The following is a 22,639-nucleotide window of genomic DNA, read 5'->3' as shown; positions in this document are numbered from 1 at the left end:
GCAACGCGCGTAAGTGAGCTGAATCGGCTGACCGTTCTTCAAGCGTGAGATGGGGTTTGGAGAGCGTGAGCATTGCTGCTTTTGTGGCTCTGTTTCTGGATCGATTTGTTTTAAACAATGGCCATGCCAGGCGGCGCTGGGCAAGCCACAACGCCGAATGGGCTTTCGAAAGTCCGCTTACTATGCGCGCTGTACTGGACCTGACACGAGATTTGTGCCTCTGTCAGAATACGGACAAGTGTCTACACAGTGTAGTAAGCCCGAGCAGAGTGTTCCGTTAGTGGATTTTGCGAGGTAATTGATGGCCCGAGTTAATCTCTACTAATGCCGCTGGAGCCTGTGAGAGCTGCAGATGTAAGATCGCTCTCTGTCGAGCGGCGCTGTTGGCGGCAGTCATGCACATTATCGTCTCGGTCCTGAATCATGATAAGAGCTGCAACTTCCTGGTCCCGTGCCAGTTTGCTCGCCGCTAGGCCGGTGGCGACACCAATGCGATCAGGCGCGGGGCGGTTTTGGCTCATCTTGCGCTTGCCTTCGACCATGGTGATCGGGATGCGCACGCCGACGATTTCGCGCAACTGGGCGGCGATGAAATCCGCGGGAGCATCGCTGACGGCCCAGGGCGTCGCACGTGACGTCTCATGGATATTCGTCAGACGCGTCACGATCTCAAGCAGGCGATTGGGATCCTCGAGGAACTCAATCGGCCCATGGGCGTGGACCGCGATGTAATTCCATGTCGGCACCACATGTTCAGCTTGTCGCTTGCTAGGATACCAGGATGGCGTCACATAAGCCTCCGCGCCAGTAAAGATCGCCAGAGCTTCTCCGATCGGGGCCGTGCGCCATTGCGGATTGCCCTTCGCCAGGTGCCCGTACAGCGTGCCGTGTTCGCCTTCGCTCTCATCGAGGAAGAGCGGAAGAGGCGTCGCAAGTGGCCCATCTGATGTCGCTGTGATCAGGTTGGCCAATCGGGCGCAGCGGATTGTCGCTCGAATGTTCTCGAGGTCGTCATCTCGAAAGTGGGGTGGTATGTACATGAAGGCTCTCCGTTGCCGGTCGTCGAGATAAACCCAAGTCAATATGCTAGAAAACTGCCAGTTTCAGTCGCTCCCGTAGAGGTTCTCCGCTTCCTCTTTTGACGTGACGATTTCGGATTTATCTGGGACGCGGGCGATTTCACTCAGCCGCTTCAATCCGTCGAGCTGCTGTTGGGTTGGTGTTTCCGTAGCTATTCTCCTGCGGGCTGAGCCTTTAGAGATCTCACCCCGGCGTCGCCTGTATGAGGCGATCCGGCAGCTCTCCTTCGACGCGCACCGAGTCGCGTTTGGCGAACTAGTCCTTGATCTCGGCAAGATCGACGCCGACCTCAAAAGACGTCTTCATCGTCTCGATGAACTGCGCCGATGGGTACAAGTCGGAGGTGATCGCAACGAACCCATCATTAAAACACGGTCGAGTTTCCACACGACCAGCATGTCGCCGGGCCGGACGAATTCGAGCGCCCGCGCCAAGCCGGTGCGGTCATCCTTCGCGCCCGAGGCGTGATCCTCGAACAGGTGACGCGGATCAACGCCGGCGGCGAGCAGCGCATCGCGCTGCAAGTCCGTGTTCTGGCGGTCGGAGTCCGGCGACACGCGCATGTAGCCAACCAACATAGGCGGATACCCATCGGAAATAGGTTTCCGTATGGTAGCGCGTGGCGACAGAGTTTTTCGCATATTTTTTCGCGCCACCAGGCGTTTAGCTTAGGGGGGCTACTACAAGATTCGGTAGATGGCTAAAGCCAACTTGCGGCCCTAGGATTCGGCCGCCTTGCCCGCCGATCATCATCGACGAACAGAAGTGAACGCAAGCGCACGTGAAGCCCCTGCCCGCAGCGACTGCGGGCACCTTCCGCCCTTCCATCGCCTAGAGAGTGAAGTGCCACCGTGTCCGAACAACCCCTGCCGGCGCTGCCGATGTGGCGCGTCGATCACATTGAGCCCTCGCCGGAGATGTTGGCGCTACGCGGCAACGGTCCGATCCACCGCGTGCGTTTCCCGTCCGGGCACGAAGGCTGGTGGGTGACAGGCTACGACGAGGCCAAGGCGGCGCTGTCCGACGCGGCGTTCCGGCCGGCGGGAATGCCGCCGACGGCGTTCACCCCGGATTCGGTGATTCTCGGTTCGCCGGGGTGGCTGGTCTCGCACGAGGGGGGCGAGCATGTCCGGTTACGCACGCTCGTGGCGCCGGCCTTCAGCAACCGCAGGGTGAAGCTGCTGGCGCCGCACGTCGAGGCGATCGCTGCGCAGTTGTTCGAGAACCTGGCGGCCCAGCGCCAGCCCGCCGACTTGCGGCGCCACCTCTCCTTTCCGCTTCCGGCCATGGTCATCAGCGCGCTGATGGGCGTGCTCTACGAGGATCACGCCTTTTTCGCGCGGCTGTCCGACGAGGTGATGACGCACCAGCAGGAAAGCGGCCCGCGCAGCGCGTCGCGCTTGGCCTGGGAAGAACTGCGCGCCTACATTCGCGGCAAGATGCGGGACAAGCGCCAGGATCCGGGCGACAACCTGCTGACGGATCTGCTCGCGGCGGTCGACCAGGGCAAGGCGACCGAGGAAGAAGCAATCGGCCTGGCGGCGGGCATGCTGGTGGCGGGGCACGAGAGCACCGTCGCCCAGATCGAATTCGGCCTGCTGGCGATGTTCCGCCATCCGCAACAGCGCGAACGCCTGGTCGGCGATCCATCCCTGGTGGACAAGGCGGTGGAGGAAATCCTGCGCATGTACCCGCCGGGCGCGGGGTGGGACGGCATCATGCGCTATCCGAGGACCGACGTGACCATCGCGGGCGTGCATATTCCCGCGGAGAGCAAGGTGCTGGTCGGCCTGCCGGCAACGTCGTTCGATCCGCGCCATTTCGACGACCCGGAAATCTTCGACATCGGACGCCAGGAAAAGCCGCACCTGGCGTTCTCCTACGGGCCGCACTCCTGCATCGGCGGGGCGCTGGCCAGACTGGAACTCAAGGCGGTGTTCGGTTCGATCTTCCAGCGCTTTCCCGCGCTGCGCCTGGCGGTAGCGCCGGAAGAACTGAAGTTGCGCAAGGAGATCATCACTGGCGGGTTCGAGGAGTTCCCCGCTGGGGGATCGCGATCGTCTCCGCGGTTTGTCGGCGCGCCTGCCGCGCACCGGTCAGATCAGCCAGTCAACAGGTAACCAAATGGACGTGCAAGAAACCACGGCAGGATGCCGGGACGCCTTCGCCGAACTGGCGTCGCCGGCGTGGATCCACGATCCGTATCCGTTCATGCGGTGGTTGCGCGAGCACGATCCGGTGCATCGCGCGGCGTCGGGCCTCTTTCTGTTGAGCCGCCACGCCGACATCTACTGGGCGCTCAAGGCCACGGGCGATGCATTTCGGGGACCTGCGCCGAGTGAACTGGCGCGCTATTTTCCGCACGCGGCGACCAGCTTGTCGCTCAATCTGCTGGCCTCCACGCTAGCGATGAAGGACCCACCGACGCATACGCGTCTGCGCCGGCTGATCTCGCGCGATTTCACCGTGCGCCAGATCGACAACCTGCGGCCGAGCATCGCGCGCATCGTCGCAGCGCGCCTGGATGGCATGGCGCCCGCGCTGGAGCGTGGGGAGGCCGTGGACCTGCATCGGGAATTCGCGCTGGCCTTGCCCATGCTGGTCTTCGCCGAACTGTTTGGCATGCCCCAGGACGACATGTTCGGGCTCGCCGCCGGCATCGGCGCCATTCTGGAAGGCCTGAGCCCGCACGCCAGCGATCCCCGGCTCGCCGCGGCGGACGCGGCCAGTGCCAGAGTGAAGGCCTACTTCGGCGGTCTCATACAGCGCAAGCGCACCGATCCTCGCCACGACATCGTGTCGATGCTGGTCGGCGCACACGACGATGATGCCGACACGCTGTCGGATGCGGAGTTGATCAGCATGTTGTGGGGCATGCTGCTGGGCGGCTTCGCCACCACTGCTGCGACCATCGACCATGCGGTCCTGGCGATGCTGGCGTATCCCGGACAGCGGCACTGGCTGGAGGGAGACGCCATGGGGGTGAAGGCATTCGTCGAAGAAGTCCTGCGCTGCGACGCGCCCGCCATGTTCAGCTCCATTCCGCGTATCGCCCAGCGTGACATCGAACTGGGCGGCGTGGTGATCCCGAAGAACGCGGACGTGCGCGTGCTGATCGCGTCCGGCAATCGCGACCCTGACGCCTTCGCCGATCCCGACCGCTTCGATCCCGCGCGGTTCTACGGCACCAGTCCTGGCATGTCGACCGACGGGAAGATCATGCTGAGCTTCGGCCACGGCATCCACTTCTGCCTCGGTGCGCAACTGGCCCGGGTGCAGTTGACCGAGAGCTTGCCGCGGATTCAGGCGCGCTTCCCCACGCTGGCATTGGCCGAGCAGCCGACCCGGGAGCCCTCCGCGTTCCTTAGGACGTTCCGCGCGCTGCCGGTGCGGCTGCGTGCGCAGGGGGCTGAGATGTGCGTCGTGGTCGACCAGGATCTGTGCGGAACCAGCGGGCAGTGCGTGCTGACGCTACCGGGCACCTTTCGCCAGCGCCAACCGGACGGCGTGGCCGAAGTGTGCGGGGCGACAGTCCCGCAGGCGCTGCACGCCGCCGTGCGGCTCGCAGCCAGCCAGTGCCCGGTCGCCGCCATTCGGGTCATCGAAAGCGAAGCTGGCGATGACGAGCGCGCCAGCGCCGACAGTGCGCCTTCTCCGGCGGAGGCCGAGCGGCATGCCGCGAGAGACCAACGCAATCCAGGAGGACACGATGGGACGGTTTGAAGGCAAGGTGGCCGTGGTGACCGGCGCCGGCGCCGGTATCGGCAAGGCATGCGCCCTCGCCATCGCGCGCGAGGGCGGCAGAGTGGTGGTCGCCGACATTGATGGCACGGCGGCCATCGCCTGCACCGCGCAAATCGCGGCCGAGGCGGGCCACGCGCTAGCCCTGGCCATCGACATCGCCGATGCGCAGGCGGTGGCAGCGCTGTTCGAGACGGCGGAGCGGCACTTCGGTGGGGTCGACCTGCTGGTGAACAACGCGAGCGCCATGCATCTGACGCCGCGCGACCGCGCGATCCTCGACCTGGACCTGGCGGTCTGGGATCAGACCATGGCGACCAATCTGCGCGGTACGTTGCTCTGCTGCCGGCAGGCCATCTCACGGATGATCACCCGCGGCGGTGGCGCGATCGTCAACATGTCGTCGTGCCAGGGGCTCACCGGTGACACCGCGCAGACGTCCTACGCCGCGTCGAAGGCGGCGATGAACATGCTATCGGTCTCGCTCGCCACCCAGTACGGTCATGCGCAGATCCGCTGCAACGCGGTTGCGCCGGGTCTCATCATGACCGAGCGTCTCCTCGCCAAGCTGGACGAGTGCATGCAACGGCATCTGCGCCGGCACCAGCTCCTGCCGCGCGTCGGCCGCCCCGAGGACGTGGCCGCGCTGGTGGCGTTCCTGCTCTCCGACGATGCTGCGTTCATCACCGGCCAGGTCGTGTGCATCGACGGCGGCATGCTGGCGCATGTGCCGACGTACGCCGACGGTGGCAACAGCCGCGCCGCGCGGCCTTCCGGCGAGACCGCCGAAGCGGCCGCGTCGCCGCGCTGCTGATGGACATGCTGCTCAACCCGCTGAACCGTCGGCATCGGCTGCGGCACGACATCCCGGTCGTGCCCGGCGCTTTCCCCTTGGTCGGGCATCTTCCCGCCATCGTCTGCGACCTGCCGCGCCTGCTGCGGCGCGCGGAACGGACGCTGGGCAGCCACTTCTGGCTGGATTTCGGCCCTGCCGGACACCTGATGACCTGCGTGGATCCGGATGCGTTCGCACTGCTCCGGCACAAGGACGTGTCCTCGGCACTGATCGAAGAGATCGCGCCCGAATTGTTTGGCGGAACGTTGGTCGCCCAGGACGGAGGCGCGCACCGTCAGGCGCGCGATGCGATCCAGACGGCGTTTCTGCCCATGGGGCTGACCCAGGCCGGCATCGGCGAGCTGTTCGCGCGCGTCATCTGGGCGCGGGTGCAGAGGTGGCGCGACCGCGGCGACGTAACGATCCTGCGCGAAACCGGCGATCTGATGCTCAAGCTCATCTTCAGCCTCATGGGAATCCCCGCGCAGGACCTACCGGAATGGCGTCGCAAGTACCGGCAACTGCTGCAGTTGATCGTCGCGCCCCCGGTCGACCTGCCCGGACTGCCCTTGCGGCGCGGCCGCGCCGCCCGCGACTGGATCGATGCGCGGTTGCGCGAGTTCGTCCGCGACGCGCGCGAACATGCCGCGCGCACCGGGTTGATCAACGACATGGTGAGCGCCTTCGATCGCAGCGACGATGCGCTCGCCGACGAGGTCCTGGTCGCCAATATCCGCTTGCTGCTGCTTGGTGGTCACGACACCACCGCCTCGACGATGGCCTGGATGGTGATCGAGCTGGCGCGGCAGCCTGGGCTGTGGGACGCCCTGGTCGAGGAGGCGCAACGCGTGGGCGCGGTGCCGACCCACCACGCGGACCTGGCGCAGTGTCCGGTCGCCGAGGCGCTGTTCCGCGAGACGCTGCGCATGCATCCGGCGACGCCGCTCCTGGTGCGTCGCGCACTGCGTGAATTGCGACTCGGCCAACGGCGCATTCCCGCGGGCACCGATCTGTGCATCCCGCTGCTGCATTTCTCGACCTCGGCGCTGCTACACGAGGCGCCTGATCAGTTTCGCTTGGCGCGGTGGTTGCAACGCACCGAGCCGATCCGGCCGGTGGACATGCTGCAGTTCGGTACCGGCCCACACGTCTGCATCGGCTACCACCTGGCATGGTTGGAACTGGTGCAGTTCTGCATCGCCTTGGCGCTGACCATGCACGAGGCCGGGGCGCGGCCGCGCTTGCTGAGCGGCGTCGAAAAAGGCCGGCGCTATTACCCGACCGCACATCCGTCCATGACTATCCGCATCGGATTCTCATGAGCTGGCACCGCATGCCCCTGTGGCGAGGCAGCGGCGCCGGCGACGCGCGGCATTGCTGCACTCGGCGCGCACTGCGACGCCGACAACACCGCGGCGGCTCGCCTGTCGGGGACAAGGACATGAACAGCATGCAGACCGGTTCCACGCTACAGGACGACAGAACTGGTGATTCCGCGCTCGGCGGATTGGGCGCGCAGGCGCGCGACGCATCCAGCGGGCTGCTGCCCGAGATCTGGATGCAGGACGGCGCAAAGCGGGTCGAACAGGTGCTGGCGCGTCTTCTCTGCGCCGAACGTGACGGTGAGACCGAGCTGATGGCGGCGATGCGCTACGCCACCCTGCATGGCGGGAAGCGCACCCGCGCCTTGCTCTGTCTGGCTGCCGGCGCACTGGCCGACACGCCGGCGCACATGCTCGACGACGTCGGCGCCGCCATCGAGATGATGCACGCCTGTACCCTGGTCCACGACGATCTGCCCGCGATGGACGACGACGTGCTTCGCCGCGGCCTTCCGACCGTGCACGTCAAGTTCGGCGAAGCTACTGCGATCCTGGTGGGCGATGCGCTGCAGGCGCACGCCTTCCTGACCCTGGCGAGCCTGGATGCGCCGGGCGACAACCGTATCGCGCTCGTGCGCGAACTGGCGCAGGCGGTGTCCGCCGAGGGGGCCGCAGGCGGGCAGGCCATGGATCTGTCGCTGGTTGGAAAGCACGTCGAGCTGGACAGGATCGTGGCGATGCACCGGATGAAGAGCGGAGCGCTAGTGCGCGCGTCCGTTCGCATGGGCGCGCTATGCGCTGTCGCGGAGGATGTCGCGCACGCTGCGCTGTACTGTGCGCTCGATCACTACAGCGCCTGTTTCGGCCTGGCGTTGCAGGTGATCGACGACATTCTCGACGTGACAGCGGATACCGCGACGCTGGGCAAGACCCCCGGCAAGGACGCTGCGGCACAGAAGCCGACCTGCGCGTCGATCATGGGACTGCAGGCAGCACACCAGTTCGCGCTGGATCTGTTGCGCGATGCCGGGGAGGCCATCGCGCCGCTGGGGCCGCGTGCGGAACGGTTGGCGCAACTCCTACAGCGGGCCAACGCGTATCTGTTCAAGCACGCGCCATGCGCATGAGCGCGCCCGTCCGCATGGAGTCGCCCCTGTGCCGCTGCGATCGGCCGGCGGCAGAGGTGCATGCTGCACTGTGTCCGAGTCCGCGGCGCCGATCGCAGCGGTAACCCGCCGCGGCGCACGCTGCGCGCTGCGCCCAAGCCTATGCGGCGGACCGGCGCCAGCATCGGGGGGCGTCGCCGCGCCGGAGCAGGTCGGCCGTCCGGCGCTGCCTATGCGACGGGCCTGCGGCGACATGCGCGGCGTCTGCCCAATCCCGGTTTCTCTTCAACCGTCTGCAAAAGGAACATCCCGCGTGAACGCGCTGTCCGAACAGATCCTTTCCGAATTGCGCCGCCTGCTGAGCGAAATGAGCGATGGCGGCAGCGTCGGTCCGTCCGTCTACGACACGGCGCGAGCGCTGCGCTTCCACGGCAACGTCACCGGTCGGCAGGACGCATACGCCTGGCTCATCGCGCAGCAACAGGCCGACGGCGGATGGGGAAGCGCGGACTTCCCGCTGTTCCGCCATACGCCCACGTGGGCGGCATTACTGGCATTGCAGCGTGCCGATCCTCTTCCCGGTGCTGCCGACGCGGTGCAGGCTGCAAGGCGGTTCCTCCAGCGCCAGCCCGATCCCTACGCGCATGCGGTGCCGGAAGATGCGCCGATCGGCGCGGAGCTGATCCTGCCGCAGTTTTGCGGTGAGGCCGCATCCTTGCTGGGTGGCGTAGCGTTTCCGCGCCACCCGGCGCTGTTGCCGTTGCGGCAAGCGCGCCTGGTCAAGCTGGGGGCGGTGGCGACATTGCCGAGCGGCCATCCGTTGCTGCACTCCTGGGAAGCCTGGGGGACGTTGCCGAGCACCGCATGCCCGGATGAGGACGGCAGCATCGGCATCAGTCCGGCGGCCACCGCCGCGTGGCGTGCTCACGCCGTGACACAGGGGAGCACGCCGCAGGTCGGGCGCGCCGACGCGTATCTGCAGGCGGCATCGCGGGCGACGCGCAGCGGCATCGAAGGTGTCGTTCCCAACGTCTGGCCGATCAATGTGTTCGAGCCATGCTGGTCGCTGTACACCCTGCATCTGGCCGGGCTGTTCGCGCATCCCGCGCTCGCCGAGGCGGTCCGTGTGATCGTCGCGCAGCTCGACGCCCGCCTGGGCGTGCGCGGTCTGGGCCCGGCCTTGCACTTCGCGGCTGATGCGGACGACACCGCCGTTGCGTTGTGCGTCCTGCACCTTGCAGGCCGCGACCCGGCGGTCGATGCGTTGCGGCATTTCGAAATCGGCGAGCTGTTCGTCACCTTTCCCGACGAGCGCAATGCATCGGTGTCGACCAACATCCATGCCCTGCATGCGTTGCGACTGTTGGGAAAGCCCGCCGCGGGCACCAGCGCGTACGTCGAGGCCAATCGCAACCCGCACGGTCTATGGGACAACGAAAAATGGCACGTTTCGTGGCTGTATCCCACCGCGCATGCGGTCGCTGCGCTGGCGCAAGGCAAGCCCCAGTGGCGCGACGAGCGCGCGCTGGCGGCGCTGCTGCAGGCGCAGCGCGACGACGGCGGCTGGGGCGCCGGTCGCGCGTCCACATTCGAGGAAACCGCCTATGCGCTGTTCGCGTTGCGCGTGATGGACGGCAGCGAAGAACCGACAGGGCGCCGGCGCATCGCGCATGCGGTCGCGCGTGCGCTGGGGTGGATGCTCGCCCGCCATGCGGCGCATGCATTGCCGCAGACGCCGCTGTGGATCGGCAAGGAACTGTATTGCCCCACCCGGGTCGTGCGCGTGGCCGAACTCGCCGGGTTATGGCTGGCGCTTCGTTGGGGGCGGCATGTCCTGGCCGAGGGCGCAGGAGCGGCGCCATGATCCAGACCGAACGCGCGCTGCAGCAGGTGCTGGAGTGGGGGTATTCCCTGACCGGGTTCGCCGACGAGCATGCCGCGGAAGCGGTCAGGGGCGGCCAGTACATCCTGCAGCGCATAAACCCGAGCCTGCGCGACACCAGCGCCTGCACCGGCCGCGATCCGCAGGACGAAACGCTGATCGTGGCGTTCTATCGCGAACTGGCGCTGCTGTTCTGGCTCGACGATTGCAACGACCTTGGCCTGATCGCGCCGGAGCAGCTCGCCGCGGTGGAGCAGGCGCTGGGGCAGGGCGAGCCGTGCACGCTCCCCGGATTCGAGGGCTGCGCTGTGCTGCGCGCTTCGCTGGCCGCGCTTGCCTACGATCGTCGCGACTATGCTCAGCTTCTCGACGATACCCGGTGCTACTGCGCGGCGCTGCGCGCCCGACAGGCGCAGGCGGCAGGGGCGGAACGCTGGTCCTACGCCGAGTACCTGCACAACGGCATCAATTCGATCGCCTACGCGAACGTGTTCTGTTGCCTGTCGTTGCTGTGGGGGCTGGACATGGCGACCTTGCGCGCGCGTCCGGCGTTTCGCCAGGTCCTGCGGCTCATCTCCGCGATAGGGCGCCTGCAGAACGATCTGCATGGACGCGACAAGGACAGGTCGGCCGGCGAGGCCGACAACGCGGCGATCCTGCTGCTGCAGCGCTATCCGGGTATGCCTGTGGTGGAGTTCCTCAATGACGAGCTGGCCGGCCATACGCGCATGCTGCACCGGGTGATGGCGGAAGAACGCTTTCCGGCGCCGTGGGGACCGTTGATCGAGGCGATGGCGGCCATCCGCGCGCAGTACTACCAGACCTCGACCATCCGTTACCGCAGCGACGCTGCGGGGCAAAGTTAGCGTGCGCCGGCCTAAACGCGCGGGAGGCGGCGGCGTGCGCCGCGCTGCTGCCAGTGGGGACGCGTCGAACACATATGGTGCGATGGTCTGCTGGGGACCAACAAGTGACGATGGTCCATAGTGCGGACGGTTTGCCGAAACATCCATCGCCCGCTATTGAAGCGTGTTCGACATACCCATGCCAATGTGGATCTCACACGGACGGCTTCTTCTTTGTCTGAGATTTGCAACAACCTCATTCCGGCACACTGATGCCGTAGGGGCCGACCACCCAATCAGCCTCCGAGCGCGCTGAGATCGTCAAAGCCAATCGAGGATGACGAAGTTGCCCGTGTTTTTGACGGTCAGCCCTTCAGCCTCGAAACCCGCACTAGCTGACGTGCCTGATGGCGGCGAGGTCCATCAAGTCACCACGATTGGTGGAGACCAGATCGAAGACTGCCTGCGCGGCTTCGGGAAGCATAGTTGGCAGAAGCGGGAAGCGCTCGTACAACCAGTGGAGAACCAAGTTGGTGAGAGCCCCGCCGCAAAGGTGTGGCTCGCTCCTGGCTCGATGACCTCTGCCGATCCGAATCCCGCCGCGCTGCAGGAGCCAAGCTCACGATTAGCGCTTGCCGAAGAAAGCGCCTCTGTGCAAGACAATTGGTCCCAGAAGCCCAAAGGGAAACCCACTGTGACAGCCTCTCTTGATGGCGAAATTCGCGACGGCAACCATCATTTGCAGGTCCGCATATATTTCGAAGATACTGACGCTGGCCAGATTGTTTATCACGCGAATTTTTTGCGCTTCATGGAACGCGGCAGAACGAATTACTTGCGCCTGCTCGGAACCAATCAGCAAGCGCTGCTCGAAGCAACGGGGAACGATGCGCCCGGCTTTTCCTTCGTTGTCCGTTCGATGACAATCGATTTTCTAAAGCCGGCGGTCCTGGACGACCTGCTTGACGTGATCACGATCCCGCAAGAGGTAAGGGGCGCGTCAATTGCTTTGCTGCAGGAATGCAGGCGAGGTGACGATCTCCTAGTCACGGCGCGTGCACGCGTGGCGTTTATCTCGGGCGGAAAGGCTCGACGCATCCCAAAGTCGCTGCGGCTCGCCGTCGAAGGGCATAGGTAAGCTCTCCTTTATTCACGCTATGACCTTCCAGCGCCCTAATGAAATCAAAGGGTCAGCGTTCTGTTGCGATATCGTCAAACCAGTGTTCGCCGCGTTCTTTCCACCACTCCCCGATCCTCCTCCGCCGCCGCCTCGTCCTCCCGACGATGAGGTCGCGCCGGACTATTCCAACGATCCCCTTGGCGACTTCGGCAATGCGGTCTGCCGAACCAATTGGATCGGCGCCGGACTCACCACGATTCCGTTCCAGCCGTCCGAGGTGAATAAGGACGGCTACTTCCAGGTCGACCCGATGCCGAGAATATCCGCCGCCTGCTCGCATGGCTGGAGGAACGCGCTGCATCCTTGATGACGGCCAATTTCGGGCTGCTCCCGCACGGCACCAGCGACGACGAGCTCAAAGCGTTCGAGGATGCGTTTGGCATCCGTAAGCTCAACTCGGGAGCGCAGCCTGACCAGTATCCATGGGTTGAAACGGCGACGCAATGGTACGTGGTCGCGCGGTTGGTTTCGGCGCTCGACAATCTCATCATCGCGTTCCTGAAGCCCGCCATCTCCAGCGGCGACACGGTCGGCGAAGGCGAGCTCGTTGCGCCGTTCGTGACTGCTCTGGCGACACGGATCGAGACGCAGCTTATCAATGCGAGGCTGCCGGTCGAGCCCGACCTTATGAAGGCTTCGCGTCTCACCGGCGCATTCCGAGACGTGCTCAGGAACAGTCCCTTGATGGCGACAAGCATCGTGGAGGCGCCATTCATCGGGGCCCTGCGCCACGTCTACGGCCTGTCTGCGCCGCCTGAGACGCTCGACGAGTCCGGGCTCGTCACCGCACTGCTCGAGGCCTTTCCGATGGGAACGAAGCGTCAGTCAACAACATGCCACCTACCTGAACTCGCTGGTCGGCAAGTCGGGACCTGTCATCTCGCGCAAGCTGATGGAGCTCGAGCAGACGCTGCACGATGAAGCCGGCACGGAAGCCGCGATCATGCGTCTGATCGAGACCGTCGAAACGATGGCCGACGGTTCGTCACCTCCCGCCAACAAACGTTTTCCTGCCCTGCTCGCAGACGCCATCACAACAGGCATGAACGCAGCAGACAAGACAAAGTATATGCCACCGGTACAGCTTGCCATCGATATGGCCTGGGCCGACTATCGAACCGTGCTCAAGGGCAACTTCAATGGCGCCGAAGCAATGCGACGCGCGGTCGGACATACATTCGTCCACGATCTGTTGACCTACGTGGAAGCCAACCCGCCCAAGAAAAAGCCGAGAAGGCTCCTCGGCTATCTGCTCAAACTGCTGCGAACCAGTTCGTTCTACGAGGCTCGCTTCTTTGAGAAGCCGAAACCGATTCCTGGCTTCGGAACAACCGTGCTGCGGCCGGAAATCGCCGGACTGCCTGTCGTCACGCAGTTTCCATTGCGGCTGCAATTGCGAAGAGCATTTTGGAACGCCATCCAGCCGCTGTACGCATACAACGATCCGAACGCCCGCTTCATTCCGACAGCGCGCCCTATCCGATTCCGATTCAGATCGCTGCAACCATCGACGGTAGCCGGATCGACAACTTCGGGAAGCATCTCAACGGCATTGCCGTGGCCATCCAGCGCTCCGATACGGGAACCTCCCCACCTGACCAATGGGCCTACGCAAATCTCGCCGATCTTGGCTGGACCGGCGACATCGACAAGCCGGGCACCGACGTGCTGGGTGCGATCCTCCGATGTTGCCGGCGGCAAGCGATGGCCGCAGTCCCATGTTCATCGAGTACCAGGCTTCCCGTTTGCAGACCGGGCGCTCGAAGCCCACATCGCCGACAACGACGCCCAGCCAAGCGTCGAGATGCAACGCCCGTTCTACCGGCACGATCCGCATGCCCCGCTCGCGGTCAATGACTTCGCGCGAGTTCCCCGCATCGCCTGCGGCCGCAGCTTCAAGACCTTCAGCTTCGTGACCAGCAATGCTGGAACGCTGCCGCTTGCGTTGCAACGGGCGCCGACTTCACCATGGATGCCGGCGCTCGAACCATCGGCACCGGGACCTGACAAGTTGCCACCTCTCGAGCCGGGCAAACCGCAGCCGCCTCTTCTGGTGGGGACGGCTGATTGCCAGCGTCGCACCGCGATTTCGCAGATGTCGCTGACCGAGAAGCCGGTGGAGCATCGGCCGCTGCGGTTAGGCGCAGCGATTGCCGGGGTGAAGCCGCTCGCCGAGAATTATCCGCGCATCGGACTGATGACTGGTCCTGACGACCAGAGTTCCACGGAGCTCGCCGTGCGCGATATCATGCGCGAGGCCGACGGCGCAGGAACGATCATCGCCAGCCGGAATTTCGAGTGGCGGCTCAGCGATGTCGAATTCGGGGGCACGCCGCAGACACTCTTCCTCCGCTTCTTCGAGCGATCTGCGAACAATCCGGGCGACATGGGAGACGCCCGGTTCACGATCGATGAAGCGTCCGTGGGTTGAAACGGGAATCGCTGGAGCGATTCGTCTCAAGCGAGGGAGTGATTCCGAGGCAATTTTGAATGGCTACCGGGTGCAGGACCGCCATGGGCATCCCGCAGGCGCTGCACAGCAGTTGGATCAAGCTCAAGTCCTCTCGGCAACGAGTCGACCCAGCTCAGTAGCTTTCAGCCGCGCTAGCCACAGTAATTTCGAACAGGTTCAAGCCCAGCTTTGGCAACTCACTCCAACACCGACAGCCAGCTTGCCACCAAGAACTATCGCCTAGTTCAATGTTTCAAACGCCGGTCGCGTGGCTACGGCTTGGAGCATCGTACATTTGGTATCAAGTCATACGCGCGCGTCCGAAGACGTAATCCGAGCGCATATGCTCGCAGCCGTTTACACTATCCAAGGCCTTCAAGTCGACGTTCTCTAGCGCCATACGTACTGGCCGCAAACAAGCTGATCACCCTTCAGCGTGCGCCATCGTTGCCTAGTCGGCAAAAAGCTTGTCAAGAAGATGAGCGAGCCTCACGCCGGCCTTCAAGAGGCGCTCTCGCACGATGGGTGTGTTGGCCGCGATATAGGCCTCATCAATCTCGACCTGCGCGCCCTCGATTTTCGAGCATGCCCCTCCTTGCATGGCGCAGTAATGCGTCTGGACGGCTTCGGTGATGGCGAAGGATTCATTGGCCCAGTCGCGGGGCTCGGATTGGACCCATTCCCCCTTCATGGCGGGGGTGAGCGTGTCGATAAGATCGGACGCGGCAGCGTCAACATCCTTGCCGACGGCCTTCATAACCAGACAGGTGTCCCAGGTTGCGTGCAGCACCCCAGAACACAGGCCACTTACGTCAATGCCGTTGCCGCCCTTGTCGTCCGCGAAGGATACGTGGAGCGGCTGATGAATGTCGCCAACCCAGTGCCCGAGGAATTTGAGGGCGATCAGCCGGTCCGCCGGCTTGCCTTTGGAGCCGAGTATCGTTGAGTCATTCTCGATTGCACTCAGGACGCATGGGTTCTCTCCCGGGCAGCCTTCGGGCGGCAGCTCATGCGCCGTGCGCGGCAGGTTGACGAAATGCTCGGGAGCACGCCTGTGCGGATGATCCGGATAAATGCATGCCTCGCTGAATGTGTCATATTCCTGATCGTTACGCACCAGCTTGCGAATGGCGGCCCGGGTATCAACCGTCGCCAGCCGGTAAGCGATCTCGCAAACGATCTGATGTCCTTCGTCTCCCCACGCGAAGGCCCTGTCCGTTAACGCGATCATTCCGATGAACAGAATGGCAAATACGCGCATGGCTTGGTCCTCACTTGTCAACGCTTGCGGGCCGGTCGCATCTTCGTCTTTGTCGCCTTGGCCTTCGGGGCGGCCTTCTTGGCCTTCTTCTTTGCCTTTTTCGTCGCGGCGGCTTTCTTGCCGGCCTTGAGGCCCTTCTTTTTTTCCGCAGTCTTCTTTCTGGCGGCTGCCCGAGCAACTGGAACTGCGGCGCCATTTGCGGCCTTTTTGCCCTTACCACCGCGGACACCTTCACCAACGAAGACGTCGGCGTCCTTGGCGGCAGCCGCCTGCCAGGACTTGCTGGGATCGGCAAAGAACATCTCACGACGGTGGTTTTTCGCGTTCGTCTTGTCGAAATAGTCGTGCGCCCAGCCGTCGGTATCATCGAGCAGGCCAAACTTCGTTTGGCCGCCATGCTTGGCGATATTGTTGGCGGCGTCGCGCGAGTAGAAGTGCCGGAAAATCCGGTCGAACTCCGTGAGGTAAATGTCGGCCACCCGCGTATTACCCCGGATCAGCAGCATGTTCTCGTCGTTGGATTTGAGGGATTCGCCGGAGAAATTTGCCGAGCCGGTAAAGACGAGCGGATCATTCGATAACGGGTCGACCAGCAAGAACTTCGTGTGGATGAAGAAGACGAAGCCCTGACCATTCCTGCGCTCCAATTCCTCGCCCAGGAACCACTCTTCGATCTTGAAGTGGGGGATCGGCACCCATTTCTTGGTCTTCTTCCCGTCCTCATCATGGCCGTCGGCCTGCTGCAACTGCATCTTGCCGAGAATGGCACCATACGAAAACATCAGATCGGCCGGATTGTTGGCCTGCGCCTGGATAACTTCGTGGGTCGGAGGGCGCTCGATGAGGATGAATCGCATGGCGGGTGCCTGCTTTGCCATCGGCCCCAGAATGTTGGGATCGACCGTGAAGGCACCCGTAAACATAGCGCTAGTTACTGCATCGCCGGCGCGAGCCCCGTACCAGTTAAGCATGCGGTCGCTGGGACGCGGCGAAAAAACGAGTGTCGTTCCCTTGTCGATGACGTTCTTCGGGTTTGGCGAGAGTCCAAAGGAATTCGCATGCTGCTCCTTTGACTCGGGGTTCATCGATAACTCGGTCCAAAGCTTCAGGTACGTTGCTGCGACGGTCTTGTCGGTCACGAGATGCCCGACATTGGTCTGGCCGAGAAACCCGGACGGCGTGAAATTCGTCGAGCCCGTCCAGACCGCAACAGGCGTTTTGTTCTTCTCCAGCCGCACGATGAACTTGTTGTGCGGCGTCTTCGGCCGGGTCCGCTCGAAGAGGATCTGCTTGCTGCCTTTCTTCGCCGAAAGCCCCGATGTCTTGATCGCTTTTTTGTTTGCGCTGGTCGCGTGATAGATGATCTGGACATCAACTCCGCGCTTGAGGGCCTCGATCAACTCTTCGTGGACGCGCTGGTAGGTGAACTCGTAGGCGCAGACCCGCAAACCGTCACCAGCCGGTGTTTTCCGGATGTAGTCAAGACAAGCCTCGAGAAGACCGCGCGACAGCCATGCCACCTCCTTGTTGGCTGGATCGTTGTAGTCGTCATCGGTGAGGGACTTGTTGCCGAATTGATCGGCAAACGCCTGGCTGGCGATCGCGCCGCGATTGAACCAGATCCCATGCTGCCCATCATCGGCAGCCTCGGTCTGAACCTCGAAGGTGACTGTCTCGCGGGGTTCAAGCGCACCCGGCTTGCCATACATCGCCGTAACTTCGAAATTGTACTTCGTTCCCGGTTGGGCCTCGTAGTCCGACCAGAGGAAGCTCTGCACAGGGCTCTCATCGGTCGAAAAATGCATGGCATGACCGGTCGGCTCCTTTGGAGCCAGGCTCGGGAAGGTCTTCATCCCCGTCAGCCATTCACCGGGCGCATTGCCGACTGACCGCTTGAAGGCAAAGCCCAGCAGGCCCTTGCGGTCGCTGTCGGACATATTCAAAGCAATAAGGATCGCGCGGGTCCCGGCGAACGCCGCCACCTGAAGCTTTCGCGACCTCGATGCTGCTCTTATGCGCATAACTCAACCCTCCAGCTCCGGACATTTTTGTCCGCCGGTCCCTGATTTTCAGTGTGAGTTCGTTCGACGCGATCTACCAGCGTCCAGGCAAGCCCTCTGGCTTGGTAATAAAATGCGGAAAATTACCTTAAGTTGTGGGCCAGTGTGAAGACATCACGCTCCAGAAGTCAACTAAGGCGCGAACAAAATTTTGACGGTCCGCGTTTGGCAGCGCGGCCCGCGCGTGATCCCCGAGCTGGAAACTGGGCCAGTGGCATTCAGGTGATTGAAGCATTTCGCAAGATCCGGGCAAGGGAGAAAGCCAAGGCCGACCCGCCGACAAAAACAATCAAAGCTTCGCGCAATTTCCCCACATCTCCCCTCCTAGGTACGTAATCCAGACATCTTGTTCATTCGCCATCGCTATACTCTCCATGGACAGCGGTTGAGGTGGGCCACGGTCGCGCCGCTCAAAATCGTCTTCAATGAAGACCCGCAGAGCCAGAGCTGCGGACTCTAGGCAGGCTGGCTGCTAGTTGAAGTCGACTTGGTGAGCGGCTTAAATCGCAGTAGTGATTTCCCTTACTCGGGGCTGGGCTGGATTGCGCCAGGTCGCACCCAAGCCGCATCAGGTTATATTGCAGCCAGAGCCTCTGCTGTAAATCATGCTTGCTGCGCCGAAACAGGTTCCCGACATACGGCCCCATGCGGAGACGATACAAATGCTTAGCCATGTTCTGCTCCTGTGCAGCAATAGCCAAACTAGATGCGGCCAATTATTCCGTTGCCTTCCAGACCGCCGAAATTTCCTTCGTGAGGCACCTCGTTCAGCGCTGAAATTGTAGCGCTCAATGAAAATCGATTAATGCAACAAATCTCGGATTGGCGCCGAAATTCGGCGCCTTGTCGGCTTCTTTCGCGGTTTTTGTTGCAACGATTATCCGTTTGCGGCGGCAGAGCGATGCTCGAGCACCGCGCCTGCTGTGATCATCGATGAAAGCCTGCCATGTAGCGGATTGCGAAGAAAGTCACGGCGACGACTGCGGCCGTAGCAGCGAGTGAAAAAGCGACCCGCGCCAGGAATTGGCCGGGGCTAAGTCCGTCCCATGAACTCATTGGGGGCCATTTCAGACCCACCAATCCTCCTCCAAGTCCAATGTGTCAGCGATACGTTGACCAAGCTGACGCTCGATGTTGCTGTCGTAAGCTGATCGTGGGAGCGGGCCCTTACCTATCGGATTGGAAATTGAGTTTCCCAAGTCGGACGGATTGTCCTTTATGAACTTCGCGAAAGCAGGCACTCGCGCGAACTCCAGCACAAGTCTGTTGAAGGAAACGCCGTAGACTTCACGGGCTTGCAGGAACACCCTCATGCAGTCGGCGAGGGTCGCCTTGCCATCAGGAGACCCGAAAGCACCCCAGGCGCAGTTGCTACGCGGATCGACCTCACGACGAACGCGCGCCCATAGCTCTCGCGACCACTTGCGATCACAAACCGATCATCCGCCCGTTCGAAGGCCTCGATGTCTAATCCATGCCCGCTGTCCGCTGCCCAATACCACTGCGGGGCATCGTCGAAATCAGAATCGGTCATATTAATCCTTCAAATCGCAAAAGTAGAATGAACGGTAACCAGCGTATGCCCTTCAGTTAGATGCGGGCCTTGATCCAGTCCCAGACCTTTTGGGACAACCAGCCTTGATGCTGACCATTCACCAGTTTCGTGACCATCAGCCTGTCGTTGTTATCCATGTATCGCCGGATGTCAGAATCCAGGGTGTCGGCTGTGGAGGCGGACTGGATGAACCATACCGAGTCGAGACCCTCATCTTTAATATGTGGGTAGCGCGACATGTGATCGATCAGGTTCTGTCGCGCCTGCGCATAGTTCGGCTTGTGTTTGTTTAAATCCCAAGTGACCAAATAGACGCCCATTGCCGATTTCCTTCAAGTAAGACTGTCAGAGCGCCGTACCACACGCGCACCGCGAGTCGCCGGCGGAATCCCGATTACAGACGCCTAAAATCATCGCGCGTGTTGAGTCGTGCGCCGAAATCGAGCGAAAATAAGAGTGAGCTCGAACCAAGGACGAAACACGCGCGAATGTGTCACTTTTTGTAGCGGGCCACCGCTCGGCGCCCTTCGTCGGTCACGCCAATGGTGATGCCATTGTGGCCGCCATACATCACCGCAGACTCGACCTTATCGGTGGTCAATCCAAGATCGCGAGCGATCCCGTGCCAGAGGTACTGTTGCATTGGCGCCGGATCATTCGCTATGAGCGTGTTGAGGTGGTCGGCGACGCGTTGCGCCATCGCGTTGTGCTCAGCAACCTTGCGCTGCTTCTTCGGATCGGCGCCGCGGTAGTCCATCAGGCGGGGTTGAAGCGGGAGTTGCATTTCTTAGGCCGGCCAATTGCGTGCCCGATCGGCCGCCTCGTGGTCCTCGATGTACCGATCACCGTGCGCATCCTTCGAGGCTCGCCGGACGATCTCGAGGCGACCCGTCGGAACGCCGCGCCGGATCACCTCGCCGAAGGCGATGTCGACCCACTCCCCGACGAGCGGGATGTCCTGGTGCGTGGCGACCACCATGCCTATCACGTGGTCGACCTCCGCGGCTTGCTGCGTGTACGCCTGAAATCGAACTAGATCACCAGCACCAAACGATTGAACCATCATGAATCGCATCCCTTCGCGAATCGCTATGTTCGGCTGAGTTTAGCCAAAACCGCCGGAGACGATGAGCAGCACCCCAAGCCATCTGAGATTCGCTTCCGTGTCTGACCCCGGCACCGTTCCAGCGGAGAAGGGCGCCGCCGATCCCATCGGCAACGTCAGTACCATATCATCGTGACTGGCTACCAAGTGCAACAATTGCTCGGAACACATAGGGGCCGTTGACGTACGGCAGCTCGCGACAGCAATTCTGGAAGTAACAGCCGTTTTTTGCCAAGGCGTCGAGATCTATCATCGTTAGATTAAGCTCGAGCGCGCGATCCCGTATTGCGTCGATAATCGCAATGCCGGTCCTCTTGTAACGCTTCTTCTTCGAAATCCTCAGACGGTTTGCGACCGCTTGGACCTGCCGCTTTGTGAATGCCGGAAAGGCAGCAGCGAGATCTGCGTCCGTGCCGCTAGGGTATATTCGTCTCAATCGGCTGATGTCGGCAGCGGTCCACTGCAGGCGCTTCTGCGACACTCCGAGCTTAGAGCCCCGACAGACATAGCCATCTTTGTGCGCCGTCGAAGCACCTTCTTTAGCGCGGCGGAGTCCGGATAAAGCATGCGGACATTTTCGTCTTCGCGCTTGGTCCAGAGCACCGAGCCACTGGGAGTCCTTCCCTCGTACCTTATGCGTTCGCGCGAGCTTTCCGATCGAGCCGCACTTCGCGCTATTTGCCGCAACAGCATCGCCACCTCTCTGCCAAGAGGATGGAAGCGCCCGCAGGCGGCGAGAAGCCCGACGAGGACCGTTGTCCCCGAAAACCACCGTCCCCGGAGGGGGAGATTTTCGGCTCGCGTCCGAACGCCGGGTGAGCACAGCTCGGCACATCACGTTACGCTGTGCTCTGAAGGTCAGGTTTGCAGCGTCAACCTGGGTAGTTGCACAGGTATTCAAGCTGACACGAAAGCTGGAGCACGCATATAACAATGCAGAAACTGCGTTGTAGTCGCCCTTTGCCCGGATCTGAAGCGGTGCCGAAGCGCGGTCATCGCCGCTGCTTCAACAACCCCGCAAATGGCCACGTCCAAGCCCGGTCGCGCAGAAAAACCGCGCAGGATGCCCGCTCGACGATGCCGTCAGTCATGGCTGAAATGTTAGGAGTTGCCGGGGATTGAGGAACTCCCGCGATACTTGGGGGATGATGTGGAGTCTCATCGCGGGGCACAAGCGGCCGTACAGGCGCTGACCATCGCTGGCGTTTTGAGTTGGTGGCTGATACGAGCGTCGGTGCTCCTTGCTGCCTTCAGCATTGACCTAGTGGCGCGACCGGCCAAGCGCGGGCTGAGGGCTGCTAGGAGAGTGGACTGGGACGCGAGAACAGAGCAGGCCATCAGATATTTTATGGCCTTCGGCGCGACCTGCGGCATATTCACACTAATCGGAGCTGCGATTACGGCCGTCGTCATTTTGACCGAGCCTGAAAGGCCATATCCGCGAATAACCATCTCCGGCAGCGGGCGCAATCCAGGGCCGATCCTCATCGAGTTCGGACCGCGCTAGGCCGGCCCGCATGCAGCACAAGGTTCTCATCCCGGCGCTCAACGTCGCGCGCTGTCTAGGTTCTCAACGATTGAGATAATCGTTTCGCGCTCCATGCGCTGCCCCCTACTCAGCCGGGAATGCGCCTTGGAAACCTGTTCTTCGCCGTGGACCCTGGAATAAAGCTCGGACAGCTGGGGTATATTGCTCACCCATCAAGTCGTCGATTTTTGGGAAGCCGCGGTGTTCGAGCACCGGCGCGATGGCTTTCCCAGTAGCTAACAGCCCTCAGCCTGCTCGCCCTCGTCTATGCGCTAGTAGCCATGACGGCGTCGTTCCTGCTGTGCTTCGTCGTATCGGTCTCGCTGGTGCCGATCGTATCGAATGCGACGTGCCGCGCAGATCACGTGCAGCGTGCGCCTTTTGTCTTTGGGGACCTAGGCGCGTGGTGTTAGAACTTTCGAGATTGCTTGGCAGTAAGCATCGCAATTAGCAGGAGATATCAATGGAGGAAAAAGACAAGATCACCGTCCTCTTGGCCGAATACAACAGCTTGGGACAGGAGGTCATTGCGGCAAGAACTAACGTCGGTCAGGGAGCCGGTATCTTCTCTGCCGCATTCATGGCGAATATCGCCTTTGGTTTCTCCTATGCGCGAAACGCCAAACTCGGTTTGGACCGCGTAGTTTGACGGGGTAAATGCTGGGGATGGTTGCGTCACGCCGAACG

General features: G+C 62.3%; 18 protein-coding genes and 1 pseudogene. 12 read left to right on the top strand and 7 right to left on the bottom strand.

Annotated elements, in window-relative coordinates:
• Positions 1-425 precede the first annotated feature (425 nt).
• Both AAE027_RS07640 and AAE027_RS07635 read right to left on the bottom strand, forming a co-directional pair.
• A pseudogene (locus AAE027_RS07640) lies at positions 426-1,040 on the bottom strand (FMN-binding negative transcriptional regulator); the annotation flags it as partial.
• Between the two features lie 342 nt (positions 1,041-1,382).
• Positions 1,383-1,658 carry a recombinase family protein gene (locus AAE027_RS07635; protein WP_084674817.1) on the bottom strand — a complete coding sequence of 92 codons (276 nt, stop codon included), beginning with the start codon at positions 1,656-1,658 and terminating at the stop codon, positions 1,383-1,385.
• Positions 1,659-1,931: 273 nt separating this feature from the next.
• Here AAE027_RS07635 and AAE027_RS07630 point away from each other — a divergent pair, with 273 nt between their 5' ends.
• The 11 genes from AAE027_RS07630 (at position 1,932) to AAE027_RS07580 (ending at position 14,422) form a co-directional block, all read left to right on the top strand.
• Entirely contained in the window at positions 1,932-3,200 is a 1,269-nt protein-coding gene (locus AAE027_RS07630; protein WP_370986076.1) for a cytochrome P450, read from the top strand.
• A gap of 4 nt (positions 3,201-3,204) precedes the next feature.
• Positions 3,205-4,803, top strand: coding sequence for a cytochrome P450 (locus AAE027_RS07625; RefSeq protein ID WP_370986075.1), 1,599 nt, complete (start codon positions 3,205-3,207; stop codon positions 4,801-4,803).
• Positions 4,790-5,635 (top strand): SDR family oxidoreductase, encoded by an 846-nt coding sequence (locus tag AAE027_RS07620; RefSeq protein WP_370986074.1) that lies wholly within the window; start codon positions 4,790-4,792, stop codon positions 5,633-5,635. Before AAE027_RS07625 ends, AAE027_RS07620 begins: the two co-directional genes overlap by 14 nt.
• Positions 5,635-6,978: a cytochrome P450 gene (locus AAE027_RS07615; protein ID WP_370986073.1), complete on the top strand. Its 1,344-nt coding sequence runs from the start codon at positions 5,635-5,637 to the stop codon at positions 6,976-6,978. Before AAE027_RS07620 ends, AAE027_RS07615 begins: the two co-directional genes overlap by 1 nt.
• Positions 6,979-7,106: 128 nt before the next feature.
• Entirely contained in the window at positions 7,107-8,105 is a 999-nt protein-coding gene (locus tag AAE027_RS07610; RefSeq protein ID WP_130212438.1) for a polyprenyl synthetase family protein, read from the top strand.
• A 292-nt stretch (positions 8,106-8,397) separates the two neighbouring features.
• A complete protein-coding gene (locus AAE027_RS07605) occupies positions 8,398-9,948 on the top strand; it encodes a hypothetical protein (RefSeq protein ID WP_370986072.1) in 1,551 nt (516 codons plus the stop codon).
• Positions 9,945-10,832: a terpene synthase family protein gene (locus AAE027_RS07600; RefSeq protein WP_370986071.1), complete on the top strand. Its 888-nt coding sequence runs from the start codon at positions 9,945-9,947 to the stop codon at positions 10,830-10,832. The genes AAE027_RS07605 and AAE027_RS07600 overlap by 4 nt, the downstream gene beginning before the upstream one ends.
• Before the next feature lie 673 nt (positions 10,833-11,505).
• Positions 11,506-11,949 carry a YbgC/FadM family acyl-CoA thioesterase gene (locus tag AAE027_RS07595; protein ID WP_091881170.1) on the top strand — a complete coding sequence of 148 codons (444 nt, stop codon included), beginning with the start codon at positions 11,506-11,508 and terminating at the stop codon, positions 11,947-11,949.
• A gap of 19 nt (positions 11,950-11,968) precedes the next feature.
• Positions 11,969-12,298 carry a hypothetical protein gene (locus tag AAE027_RS07590; RefSeq protein WP_370986070.1) on the top strand — a complete coding sequence of 110 codons (330 nt, stop codon included), beginning with the start codon at positions 11,969-11,971 and terminating at the stop codon, positions 12,296-12,298.
• Entirely contained in the window at positions 12,298-12,912 is a 615-nt protein-coding gene (locus tag AAE027_RS07585; protein ID WP_130212390.1) for a hypothetical protein, read from the top strand. Before AAE027_RS07590 ends, AAE027_RS07585 begins: the two co-directional genes overlap by 1 nt.
• The gene (locus AAE027_RS07580) at positions 12,884-14,422 is read left to right on the top strand and encodes a hypothetical protein (RefSeq protein WP_370986069.1); all 1,539 of its coding nucleotides are present in this window, start codon (positions 12,884-12,886) and stop codon (positions 14,420-14,422) included. The genes AAE027_RS07585 and AAE027_RS07580 overlap by 29 nt, the downstream gene beginning before the upstream one ends.
• A 472-nt stretch (positions 14,423-14,894) precedes the next feature.
• Here the strand turns inward: AAE027_RS07580 and AAE027_RS07575 are convergent, their stop codons facing one another.
• From AAE027_RS07575 to AAE027_RS07555, 5 genes are all read right to left on the bottom strand, one after another.
• Positions 14,895-15,704, bottom strand: coding sequence for a S1/P1 nuclease (locus tag AAE027_RS07575; protein ID WP_370986068.1), 810 nt, complete (start codon positions 15,702-15,704; stop codon positions 14,895-14,897).
• 17 nt (positions 15,705-15,721) lie between these two features.
• Complete coding sequence (locus AAE027_RS07570; protein ID WP_370986067.1) at positions 15,722-17,686, bottom strand: phospholipase D-like domain-containing protein; 1,965 nt, start codon at positions 17,684-17,686, stop codon at positions 15,722-15,724.
• A 1,668-nt stretch (positions 17,687-19,354) separates the two neighbouring features.
• A complete protein-coding gene (locus AAE027_RS07565) occupies positions 19,355-19,639 on the bottom strand; it encodes a hypothetical protein (RefSeq protein ID WP_130212385.1) in 285 nt (94 codons plus the stop codon).
• A gap of 173 nt (positions 19,640-19,812) precedes the next feature.
• Positions 19,813-20,076 (bottom strand): hypothetical protein, encoded by a 264-nt coding sequence (locus AAE027_RS07560; RefSeq protein ID WP_130212384.1) that lies wholly within the window; start codon positions 20,074-20,076, stop codon positions 19,813-19,815.
• A 30-nt stretch (positions 20,077-20,106) separates the two neighbouring features.
• The gene (locus AAE027_RS07555) at positions 20,107-20,385 is read right to left on the bottom strand and encodes a GDP-mannose 4,6-dehydratase (protein WP_143035347.1); all 279 of its coding nucleotides are present in this window, start codon (positions 20,383-20,385) and stop codon (positions 20,107-20,109) included.
• 2,030 nt (positions 20,386-22,415) lie between these two features.
• Between AAE027_RS07555 and AAE027_RS07550 the strand changes: the two genes are divergently transcribed.
• A complete protein-coding gene (locus tag AAE027_RS07550; protein WP_370986065.1) occupies positions 22,416-22,601 on the top strand; it encodes a hypothetical protein in 186 nt (61 codons plus the stop codon).
• The last annotated feature ends 38 nt before the right edge of the window (positions 22,602-22,639 follow it).

The organism is Bradyrhizobium sp. DN3, from assembly GCF_041357655.1.
In the GTDB taxonomy this organism is placed as follows: Bacteria; Pseudomonadota; Alphaproteobacteria; order Rhizobiales; family Xanthobacteraceae; genus Bradyrhizobium.
Note: the sequence above shows the minus strand (reverse complement) of the source record. Positions and strands in the feature narration are given on the sequence as shown.

What these genes read in the sequence shown, in the direction of transcription:
- AAE027_RS07635 (WP_084674817.1), bottom strand. Translation starts at nt 1,658, where the DNA reads ATGTTGGTTGGCTACATGCGCGTGTCGCCGGACTCCGACCGCCAGAAC.
- AAE027_RS07625 (WP_370986075.1), top strand. Translation starts at nt 3,205, where the DNA reads ATGGACGTGCAAGAAACCACGGCAGGATGCCGGGACGCCTTCGCCGAA.
- AAE027_RS07620 (WP_370986074.1), top strand. Translation starts at nt 4,790, where the DNA reads ATGGGACGGTTTGAAGGCAAGGTGGCCGTGGTGACCGGCGCCGGCGCC.
- AAE027_RS07615 (WP_370986073.1), top strand. Translation starts at nt 5,635, where the DNA reads ATGGACATGCTGCTCAACCCGCTGAACCGTCGGCATCGGCTGCGGCAC.
- AAE027_RS07610 (WP_130212438.1), top strand. Translation starts at nt 7,107, where the DNA reads ATGCAGACCGGTTCCACGCTACAGGACGACAGAACTGGTGATTCCGCG.
- AAE027_RS07600 (WP_370986071.1), top strand. Translation starts at nt 9,945, where the DNA reads ATGATCCAGACCGAACGCGCGCTGCAGCAGGTGCTGGAGTGGGGGTAT.
- AAE027_RS07590 (WP_370986070.1), top strand. Translation starts at nt 11,969, where the DNA reads ATGACCTTCCAGCGCCCTAATGAAATCAAAGGGTCAGCGTTCTGTTGC.
- AAE027_RS07585 (WP_130212390.1), top strand. Translation starts at nt 12,298, where the DNA reads ATGACGGCCAATTTCGGGCTGCTCCCGCACGGCACCAGCGACGACGAG.
- AAE027_RS07580 (WP_370986069.1), top strand. Translation starts at nt 12,884, where the DNA reads ATGGAGCTCGAGCAGACGCTGCACGATGAAGCCGGCACGGAAGCCGCG.
- AAE027_RS07575 (WP_370986068.1), bottom strand. Translation starts at nt 15,704, where the DNA reads ATGCGCGTATTTGCCATTCTGTTCATCGGAATGATCGCGTTAACGGAC.
- AAE027_RS07565 (WP_130212385.1), bottom strand. Translation starts at nt 19,639, where the DNA reads ATGGGCGTCTATTTGGTCACTTGGGATTTAAACAAACACAAGCCGAAC.
- AAE027_RS07560 (WP_130212384.1), bottom strand. Translation starts at nt 20,076, where the DNA reads ATGGACTACCGCGGCGCCGATCCGAAGAAGCAGCGCAAGGTTGCTGAG.
- AAE027_RS07555 (WP_143035347.1), bottom strand. Translation starts at nt 20,385, where the DNA reads ATGATGGTTCAATCGTTTGGTGCTGGTGATCTAGTTCGATTTCAGGCG.
- AAE027_RS07550 (WP_370986065.1), top strand. Translation starts at nt 22,416, where the DNA reads ATGGAGGAAAAAGACAAGATCACCGTCCTCTTGGCCGAATACAACAGC.